The organism is Bradyrhizobium sp. AS23.2 (genome assembly GCF_001908185.1).
GTDB lineage: Bacteria > Pseudomonadota > Alphaproteobacteria > Rhizobiales > Xanthobacteraceae > Bradyrhizobium.
Map to the genome: position 1 here is coordinate 41,177 of NZ_LGHM01000141.1, position 9,219 is coordinate 50,395.

Consider the following 9,219-nt stretch of genomic DNA (forward strand, 5'->3'; position numbering starts at 1 on the left):
TTATGGATACGCTTGCTAATGTCGCGCATGGATTCGGCGTCGCGCTGACCGGGATCAATCTCCTCTACTGTTTCATCGGCGTCTTCATCGGCACGCTGGTCGGCGTGCTACCGGGCATCGGGCCGATCTCGGCGATGTCGCTGCTGCTGCCAGTGACGCTGTCGGGCACGCCGGAATCCGGCATCATCATGATGGCCGGCATTTACTACGGCTCTATGTATGGCGGCTCGACCACCTCGATCCTGGTCAACATCCCCGGCGAGGCGGCTTCCGTCGTCACCTGCATCGATGGCCACCAGATGGCGAAGCAGGGCCGCGCCGGCCCTGCGCTCGGCATCTCCGCCTTCGGCTCCTTCATCGCCGGCACATTCGCGCTGGTGGCGCTGATGCTGGTGGCGCCGAGACTTGCCGGCATCGCGATCGCATTCGGCCCGGCCGAGTATTTCAGCCTGATGGTGCTCGGCCTCGTGGTGCTCACCTTCCTCACCCAGGGATCGATGCCGAAAGCGCTGCTGATGGCGTGCATCGGCGTCGTGCTTGGACTGATCGGGCTCGACAGCATCACGGCGCAGCCCCGTCTGACATTCGGCCGCATGGAGCTGATCGACGGTATCGGTCTCGTGCCTGTCGTGATGGGTCTGTTCGGCGTTGCCGAGGTGCTGCTCAACACCGAGCAGGCCATCAAGCGCGACATCATCAACGCCAAGATCACGCAGCTCTTGCCCAACAAGGCCGATTGGCAGGCGAGCGCCGGCCCCGTGGCGCGCGGTACCCTGCTCGGCTTCCTGCTCGGCATCCTGCCGGGTGGCGGCGCGGTGGTCGCCTCGTTTGCGTCCTACGCGCTGGAGAAGCGGCTATCGAAAACGCCGGAGCGGTTTGGCCACGGCGCGATCGAGGGCGTCGCGGGCCCGGAGTCCGCCAACAATGCGGCGGCCGGCGGCGCGTTCATTCCGCTGATGACGCTGGGCATCCCGCCGAACGTGGTGATGGCGCTGCTGCTCGGCGCATTCGTCATTCACGGCCTGCAGCCGGGACCGCTGCTGATCGCACAAAACCCCGGCTTGTTCTGGGGCATCGTCGCCAGCATGTATATCGGCAACGTCATGCTGCTGATCCTCAATTTGCCGATGATCGGCATGTGGGTGCAGTTGCTCAAGCTGCCCTACAGCATCCTCTTCCCGCTGATCATCCTGTTCACGATCCTCGGCGTCTACTGCTCGAGCAACAACGTGTTCGACGTCTATGTGATGATCGCGTTCGGAATCATCGGCTATTTCATGCGCAAGCTCGGCTACGAGCCGGCACCGCTGGTGCTCGCCTTCGTGCTCGGCCCGATGCTGGAGAACAATCTGCGCAAGTCGCTGATCCTGTCGCAAGGCGATCTCTGGACCTTTGTGCAGCGGCCGATCTCGGCGGCCTGCCTTGCGCTTGCGCTGGTGCTGCTGATCGCTCCGCTGTTGCCCACGCTGCGCAAGAAGCGCGAGCTGGTGGCGTTGGATGAGGGCGCGTGAGGAGATTTGCAATCGACGCGTGGCGTAAGGTACGGCGCAATCAGCCCTCGCCGGCTCCCTCGAGCCGATCGCGCAGGGCGCCGATCACGCGATGGGCCATTTCGATCTCCTTCACCGACAAACCATCCGCCAGGCCGTTGACCCACGGGACCTGCGAACGGCCGGCGGCATCGTAGACCTGCCTGCCCTTGCCGGTGAGCACCACGAGCTGCGCGCGGCTGTGATGCGGGTTGGTCTCGAACGCGACGAGGCCATCCCGCTCGAGATCGTTGACGATCCGCTGCACGTTCTGGCGGTTGGCACCGAGATTTCGCGCCAGCCAGGCGACCGGTTCCGGGCGCTCGGCATCGACGATCGCCCCCAGGATCTGCCAGCGCGCGCTGGTGAGGCCGAGTGGCGCGACCAGCCGGTCACCGGCCGTCAGGAGCAGGCCGTTGACCCGGAACAGGTCGAGGATGAAGCCGGTCAGCGCCTCGCCCGCCGGGGTCCGTTTGGTCTTGCTCATTTGCAGCGATCACCCCTTATTGACATCATCATGTCAAATTTCCATGTAATATATTGTCGAATTGACATTATAATACCAAATCGCACGGAGTGATGCCATGCCCCAGATGCGTCCGCTCGACCCGACCTTTCCGATCGATCGCCAGATCGCACTCGATGTCGGCCCCGTGGTGCTGGTCAATCTGTTCACGCTCGATGCCGCGGACGAGCAGAGTTTCCTGAAGAGCTGGCAGGACGATGCCGCTTTCATGAAGCGGCAACCGGGCTTCATCTCCACCCAGCTCCACCGCGCCGTCGGCGACAATCCGACATATCTCAATTGCGCAGTCTGGGAGTCCAATGCGCATTTCCGCGCGGCGTTCACCCACCCGGAATTCCGCGCGAAGATCGCGGACTACCCCGCATCCGCCGTCGCAAGCCCGCATCTGTTCCAGAAGGTCGCGGTGCCAGGCATTTGCGTGGCATAGCCACACATCGTCATTGCGAGCGCAGCGAAGCAATCTAGACTGCCGCCTCGGGAAATATCCTGGATTGCTTCGCTGCGCTCGCAATGACGGAGGAGAGGACTGAGCGCATAGCCAAAATCGTAGAGTGGCCAAAGGCGCCCTTGCGCCGTGCCCACCCTACGATGGCACTGATACTTACCCCGCCGCAGGCAGTGCGTTGTTCGGCGATGTGCCCCACGGGCGCTCGGCCGACGCCAGTCCGATCAGGCGGCCCTGGATGTAATCGCAGCCCCAATCCAGCAGCATGTTTGCTGCCTCTTCGTCCTGCACCCATTCGGCGACCGTCTTGATGTCGAGGCGGCGGGCAAGATCGATCAGGGTCTGCACGAAGGCGCGGTCGTCGGCGGAACGGGTGATGTTCTGCACGAAGGCGCCGTCGATCTTGACGATGTCGACGCCGAGATTGCGCAAGTTGCGGAACGAGGTGTAGCCGGCGCCGAAATCGTCGATGGCGATGCGGCTGCCGAAATGCTTGAGACGGCCGACGAAGGCGCGGACGTCGTCGATGTCCTGGATCGCGACCGTCTCGGTGATCTCGACGATCAGCCGCTCGGCGACGCCGGGATGGGCATGCATGAGCGACTCGATGCTGGCCCACCAGTCCGGATCCATCGTCGTGTCGGGCGAGATGTTGAGGCTGAGGTGGGCGTCGGGCGCGGCCGCGAGTTCAGCGACCACAAGCTCGAGCACGCGGTGATCGACCAGGCGGATCAACCCGAGCCGTTCGGCGACCGGCACGATGTCGGGTGCGAGCAGCACCTGGCCGTTGCCCTGTTCCATCCGCACGAGGCACTCGTGGAACGCACGTTCCCGCGAAGCGGCCGCAACAACCGGCTCATAGGCGAGCTTGATGCGGCGCTCGTTCAGCGCGGTGACGATCTCGTCGGTAACGCGGATGTTGACGCGGCGTTGCGCGTCGCGCGCGGCATCCGGACGCCACGCCGCGAACGAGCCGGCGCGGCGTTGTTTTGCAGCGTCCAGCGTCTCATGAGCGCGATTGACGGCCTCGTCGGTGTTGCGGGCATAGCGCGGCACGCTGACCGCGCCGATCGACGCGGTAACCGAAACCGGGCCGGATTTGGTCGGTACGACTTCGTCCCGGATGCCGGCGAGGAAACGCTCGGCGGCAACGTTCATGTCGTCGACGGTGCAGTTCTTCAGGATCAGGCCGAACTTGTTGCCGGAGAAGCGACCAAGCACATCGCCGCCGCGCAGCCGCGCGCGGATGCGCTTGGCGACGTCGAGGATCACCGCGTCGGCAACGTCGAAGCCGAAGGCGTCGTTGACGCGAGCGAGATGATCGATGCCGACCAGCATGAAGGCCGCAGTCGAGCGGAAGCGGGTCGTCTCCTCTATCGCCTCGGCCAGGGCCGCGAGCAAGTGGGAGCGATTGAGCTCGCCGGTCAGCGGGTCGAGCCGTGCCAGCCTCGTCAGCTCCTCATCGCGGGCATGCCGCTCATTGTTGATTCGGACGGAGCCGAACGCGCGCACCGGACGGCCGTCGGGGCCGGCGAACCAGCGGCCGGTCTCCTCGATCCAGACCACCGGGTCAGCGGCGCTCATGCGCACGCCGTACTCGATCCGGTAGGGCGTGCCGTCGACGCCATGCACGGCCGAGGTCTGCGCAAGCGCGGCGGTCCGCAGCAACTGCGCGGGCTCGATCAGCTTGGCGAATTCGGCACCGGTTGCGAGCCGTTCGGGCGGGATACCGGGGAAGACGGCGCTGACCTGCTCACCCCAGACAATGACGTCGCTGGCGATGTCCCAGGCGAAAACGGCCTGGCCGAGCGCGGCCAGGATGTCGGAGGCTTGCGGCAATGCTGGTGTCAAAATCGCCTCGTTTCGGGACAGCGGAGAGTCCTGAGCCGGCACAGAATACGGCCAGATTTGCCTATGACCCTAGGCGAAGTTCATAAACAATTTGGAAACCACGTTTTCCGGCTGGCCGGAACCAAACCGGCCCGGCCGGCATAGGCCTTGCGAGTACATGACACGCCCCGGCGCCCGCGTCCCGAAACGCGACAGGCCTCGCCGGGTCAACGGTGATTGCGATGTTGGGTACTGATCGATCGGACGAGGCGGACAACGGCACGGGCACGGCCCTGGTGCCGCTGATGCCGACGTTGCAGTGGGTCCGCAAGGCGCCGCTGCCGCGCCCCGATTCGAACTTCGTCACCCAGCTCATCGCCAATGCCGAACATCTGCCCCAGACGAGCCGGCTCCGGCGCGCCTCTTCCGACGATGCGCGGATGGCCTATGGCAGCAAGCACCCGCTGCCGAGCGTCAGCGCGCGCACGCGGCAGGTGGCTTGATATCGATCAGCGCGGCGTATCGGACGAGGGCGGCGTGCCGTTGCCCGGCTGCAGATGCGGCGAAGGGATTTCCGGCGAGGGCGTGATGGTCGGCGCGGGCTTGGGCGCAGGATGGTCCATCAGCACGGATTCGGCGACGGATTGCGCCGTGGGCGCGGGTGGCACGACCGGAGCAGGCTGCGGCGCCGACACCGGCTCGAACTTGGGCTCGGCCACTGCATCGTCCGCCGGCGCTTCGGCCCGGCGCTTGGCCTTGCGCGGCGCCGGCACTGTCGTCTCGGCGACATAGGTGACGCGGCGGCGCGTGCGCTGGGCAATGCCGCCAAGGAAATCGGCCATCGCGAGCAGCACCAGCAGGAAATAGGTCGAGTTGCCGAATTTGGGCCACATCACGAATTCGGCGGCGGCCGCGCCGAACACGATCAGCGACAGCAAGTGATCCATCAGGAATTTCGAGCCGGGCCGCGCGCCTTTGACCACCTCGAGCAGCAACAGCACAATACCGAGCGCCAGCAGGAGGTCGGCGAGCGTGACCGGCCAAGTCTCGCCCGTGATCATCGGCACCTTGAATAGCACGTCCGTAAAGGACACGCTCGGCATCAGGAAGGCGACGATGTTGTAGACCGCGAGCGGAATCAGAAGCAGCGGGAAACCGACCATCGGCGAAATGCCTTCTCGATCAAGATATCCGGACAGGACAATGCAGCGGCGAAGCATTTGCTCCGCCGCCGTCACCGTCATATCTCATGGGTTGGCCGAAATCAGGCAGGTCAAACCATCCGGCCCAAAGAAAGGTCCTGGGTTCAGGACTCTTTCTTCTTCAGGACCTGCCGACCCTTGTACATGCCGGTCTTGAGGTCGAGATGGTGCGGACGACGGAGCTCGCCGGAGTCCTTGTCTTCCACGTAGGTCGGCTTCTTGATGGCGTCTGCCGAGCGGCGCATGCCACGACGCGACGGCGAGGTTTTTCTTCTCGGAACGGCCATTTCAATATCCTCTAGGGATTGGTGTTATCAGGGCATCGTCCGCGAGGGGACGGCTCAGCACCCGCAATCCGAGGCGAGCTGAATGCCGATCAAGGCCGGGCTTATAGAGGAAGGCTGGCCGTAAAGCTAGGCTTTTGGGCCGGAAAATACGCCTGAAAAGGACCCGAAATCAGCGATTTTCCCGCCAACAGGTCGAAAGCGAGCTGGCCCGCGCCCTTGCCACATAGGTCACGGCCAGCCGCCGGACGCCCGGTCCGGGGGCCCTGGCGCTGCGTTTGACCGGATTGGGCAGGATCGAGGCCAGCAGGGCCGCCTCCCGGGGAGAGAGGTCAGCCGCTGACCTGCCGAAGGCATAGGCACTGCCCGCCTCCACCCCGAACTGCCCCTGCGGGCCGAACTCGGCGATGTTGAGGTAAATCTCCAGAATTCGCGCCTTAGGCAGGACGAAGTCGATCCACAGCGCCAGCGGGAATTCGAGCGCCTTGCGGACGAAATCCCGCCCCTGCCAGAGGAAGAGGTTTTTTGCCACCTGCTGGGTGATGGTGGAGGCGCCGCGGAACGGCGTACCGTCCTCCTGCGCATCATCGATCGCCTCGCGCAGCGCACCCCAGTCGATGCCGTGATGCTTGCAGAAATGGGCGTCCTCCGCCGCCACGACCGACCGCGGCAGATAGGGCGACATCGCCGCCAGATCGATCCACTCCCGATGCATCGGCGCGCCCCGCAGCGAGCGCCAGGCCATCAGCGTCGAAACCGGGTGGCCGGCGCGATAGAACGGCGCAATGACGTAGGGCGCGAGAGCTACGACCGCGAGCACCACCAGCAGGATTCTGACGACGCGCAAATCAACCTTTCCGGCGAAAAATGAAACTCGGCCACGGAGTCCGCCATTAAGTCTGTGGTAATTCGGGCGTTTTCCAGCACTTTTTACGCCTTCCAAACGATTGACTGAGGCGGGCGCATAAAGGATTGTCCGGCCGAATTTTAGTTCTGGAGCCTTTCTTGATGACCGGCACGTCCCCGTCCGATTTCGCCAAGCGTCTGGACAAGACCGCTGATGACACCGAAGCCCTGCTCGGGCGCTTGTTGTCGGACGACATCCTGCCCGATGAAATCGTCCGCCCCAAGCGACTGATGGACGCAATGCGCTATTCGAGCCTGAATGGCGGCAAGCGCCTGCGGCCGTTCCTCGTGGTCGAGAGCGCTGCCGTGTTCGGCGTGCCGCGCGAGGCCGCGCTGCTCGCAGGTGCCGCGCTCGAATGCATCCACTGCTATTCGCTGATCCATGATGATCTGCCGGCGATGGACAATTCGGACCTGCGCCGCGGCCGTCCCACCCTGCACAAGAAGACCGATGACGCGACCGCGATCCTTGCCGGCGACGGCCTGCTGACGCTCGCCTTCGACATCATCACCCGCGACGAGATCCATCGCGACGCCAATGTGCGGCTTTTGCTGACGCGCGCGCTGGCGCGCTGCTCCGGCATCGGCGGCATGGTCGGCGGCCAGATGCTCGATCTCGCCGGCGAAGGCCGCTTTGGCGACCGCGAGCCGGTCGATGTGGCGCGTCTCCAGCAGATGAAGACTGGCGCGCTGCTTCGCTATGGCTGCATCGCCGGCGCGATCCTCGGCCAGGCCTCGCAAAAGGAATACCAGGCCCTCGACGATTACGGCCGCGCGCTTGGCGAAGCCTTCCAGATCGCCGACGATCTGCTCGACGTCGAAGGCGATGCGGCGGCGCTCGGCAAGCCTTCGGGCCAGGACGCAGCGCTCGGCAAGACCACCTTCGTCACCCAGCTCGGCCTCGAAGGCGCCAAGCAGCGCGTAGGCGACCTGCTCGCACGTGCCGACAACGCGGTATCGATCTTCGGCGATCGCGCCGCCGTGCTGCAAGCCGCCGCTCGGTTTGTCGCCGAGCGGAAGAGCTGACGCAGCGCACGATCTTCACCTCGCTCCGCTTGCGGGGAGAGGGAGCAGAGCGCCGCTGCGGCGCCAACGCGAGTTGACCGAGAGGGCGCCATCGTCATGGCCACTGGCAAGGAAGATCCCGTCCTCGTCCGCTTCCGCCAGATGTCGCGGCCGATGCGGCTGCTTTATGCGCGGCCGCGGACGTTCATCTCGCTCGGGGCCGGCATCCTCGTCTGCCTGCTGATCCCTGGCGCGCACCGGCTCGTGACGCGGCTGCTGTTCGGCTGGGATGCGCTGATCGCGGTCTATCTCGTGCTGGTCTACACCATGATGCTCTGCAACGATCACCAGCACATCCGCCGCGCCGCCGCGATGCAGGACGACGGCCGCTTCGTGATCCTTTTGGTGACAGCGACCGGCGCCTTCGCCAGCATCGCTGCGATCGTCTCGGAGCTCGGCACGCCGCATCGCGGCGTGTCGGAGCTGACCGTCGCGATTGCGACCATCGCACTGTCATGGGCCGCCGTGCACACGACCTTCGCGCTGCATTACGCTCATGATTATTATCGGCACGCCAAGCCGGGCGGCCTTCAGTTCCCGAGCGGCGACAAGGAAGACCACGCCGACTATTGGGACTTCGTCTATTTCTCATTCGTGATCGGCATGACCGCGCAGGTCTCCGACGTCGGCATCACCGACAAGACCATCCGCCGCACGGCGACGGCGCACGGCATCGTGTCCTTCATCTACAACACGGCGTTGCTGGCGCTGACGGTGAACATCGCGGCGAGCGCGATTGCGCCATAGTCTCTCCCACGATCGTCCCGGCGAACGCCAGGACGACATCGGGACCTAATTGCACACCTCGGCATTGGCGTCGTTGCCGGGGCCGCCGCCGCCGCGATATTCGAGATGGCAGCCGCGCGAGACCGGACGGCAGCCGCTGCCATTGCAATAAACCTGCCCGCCACCCGCGGCGCGGCCGACGCGCGCGGCAGCAGCAATGCCAGCAGCGGCACCATAGCCGCCCGCTGCGCCGCCGGCCTGGCGACGCTGCCGCGCCGGACGCTCCTCGCTGTCGTCGCGCCGCGAGGTCGCGGGCTTGGAGGCTGTGGGCTTGGCGGCGCGCTTCTTCTCGCACTCGTTGTCGTCGTTCAGCGCATAGCCGTCGCCGCAGACGATCTTGGTGCACTTGTCGCCATCGGCCTTGAAGCCGTGCTCACAGACCAGCGGACAGACGCGCGACGGCTTGGCCTTGACCGCATCGAGGGCGTCGGTGCTCGCCACCTTCACGTCGAGCCTGGTGCCGGCATAGCGGTTGAACTGCGACAGCGATCGCTGCGAGGACGTATTCCAGTTGCCGTCGGCCTGCCCGGAGAAGCAGCCGACGCGGCCGAGCTCGGTCTGCACCGAGCGGCTGAGATCAGCCGGCGTAGTCGCAGGCGTCAGCGAGGCGACGTTGGTGCCGGCCGGGCTCGCCGTGCTGGCCGGC

The 9,219-nt window shown here is 65.2% G+C and carries 10 protein-coding genes and 1 pseudogene; 5 read left to right on the forward strand and 6 right to left on the reverse strand.

The window, feature by feature from the left end; genetic code table 11:
* The first annotated feature begins 2 nt into the window (after positions 1–2).
* The gene (locus AC630_RS28210; RefSeq protein WP_074121728.1) at positions 3–1,511 is read left to right on the forward strand and encodes a tripartite tricarboxylate transporter permease; all 1,509 of its coding nucleotides are present in this window, start codon (positions 3–5) and stop codon (positions 1,509–1,511) included.
* A 40-nt stretch (positions 1,512–1,551) separates the two neighbouring features.
* Here the strand turns inward: AC630_RS28210 and AC630_RS28215 are convergent, their stop codons facing one another.
* Positions 1,552–2,016 carry a MarR family winged helix-turn-helix transcriptional regulator gene (locus tag AC630_RS28215; RefSeq protein ID WP_074121729.1) on the reverse strand — a complete coding sequence of 155 codons (465 nt, stop codon included), beginning with the start codon at positions 2,014–2,016 and terminating at the stop codon, positions 1,552–1,554.
* A gap of 97 nt (positions 2,017–2,113) precedes the next feature.
* Between AC630_RS28215 and AC630_RS28220 the strand changes: the two genes are divergently transcribed.
* Positions 2,114–2,482 carry an antibiotic biosynthesis monooxygenase family protein gene (locus tag AC630_RS28220; protein ID WP_074121730.1) on the forward strand — a complete coding sequence of 123 codons (369 nt, stop codon included), beginning with the start codon at positions 2,114–2,116 and terminating at the stop codon, positions 2,480–2,482.
* Positions 2,483–2,656: 174 nt separating this feature from the next.
* Here AC630_RS28220 and AC630_RS28225 read toward each other — a convergent pair whose 3' ends face one another.
* Complete coding sequence (locus AC630_RS28225) at positions 2,657–4,351, reverse strand: bifunctional diguanylate cyclase/phosphodiesterase (RefSeq protein ID WP_074121736.1); 1,695 nt, start codon at positions 4,349–4,351, stop codon at positions 2,657–2,659.
* Positions 4,352–4,572: 221 nt separating this feature from the next.
* Between AC630_RS28225 and AC630_RS28230 the strand changes: the two genes are divergently transcribed.
* Positions 4,573–4,833: a hypothetical protein gene (locus AC630_RS28230; protein ID WP_074121731.1), complete on the forward strand. Its 261-nt coding sequence runs from the start codon at positions 4,573–4,575 to the stop codon at positions 4,831–4,833.
* A gap of 6 nt (positions 4,834–4,839) precedes the next feature.
* Here the strand turns inward: AC630_RS28230 and AC630_RS28235 are convergent, their stop codons facing one another.
* The 3 genes from AC630_RS28235 to mtgA all read right to left on the reverse strand — a co-directional run bounded on the left by AC630_RS28235 (position 4,840) and on the right by mtgA (position 6,663).
* Complete coding sequence (locus tag AC630_RS28235) at positions 4,840–5,493, reverse strand: hypothetical protein (RefSeq protein WP_074121737.1); 654 nt, start codon at positions 5,491–5,493, stop codon at positions 4,840–4,842.
* Between the two features lie 143 nt (positions 5,494–5,636).
* Complete coding sequence (rpmF, locus tag AC630_RS28240) at positions 5,637–5,819, reverse strand: 50S ribosomal protein L32 (protein WP_007598106.1); 183 nt, start codon at positions 5,817–5,819, stop codon at positions 5,637–5,639.
* Positions 5,820–5,988: 169 nt separating this feature from the next.
* The gene (mtgA, locus tag AC630_RS28245; protein ID WP_074121732.1) at positions 5,989–6,663 is read right to left on the reverse strand and encodes a monofunctional biosynthetic peptidoglycan transglycosylase; all 675 of its coding nucleotides are present in this window, start codon (positions 6,661–6,663) and stop codon (positions 5,989–5,991) included.
* 161 nt (positions 6,664–6,824) lie between these two features.
* Here mtgA and AC630_RS28250 point away from each other — a divergent pair, with 161 nt between their 5' ends.
* A complete protein-coding gene (locus AC630_RS28250) occupies positions 6,825–7,748 on the forward strand; it encodes a polyprenyl synthetase family protein (RefSeq protein WP_074121733.1) in 924 nt (307 codons plus the stop codon).
* A gap of 96 nt (positions 7,749–7,844) precedes the next feature.
* Positions 7,845–8,534, forward strand: coding sequence for a DUF1345 domain-containing protein (locus AC630_RS28255; RefSeq protein ID WP_074121734.1), 690 nt, complete (start codon positions 7,845–7,847; stop codon positions 8,532–8,534).
* Between the two features lie 45 nt (positions 8,535–8,579).
* Here AC630_RS28255 and AC630_RS28260 read toward each other — a convergent pair.
* Positions 8,580–9,219, reverse strand: a pseudogene (locus tag AC630_RS28260) (caspase family protein); the annotation flags it as partial.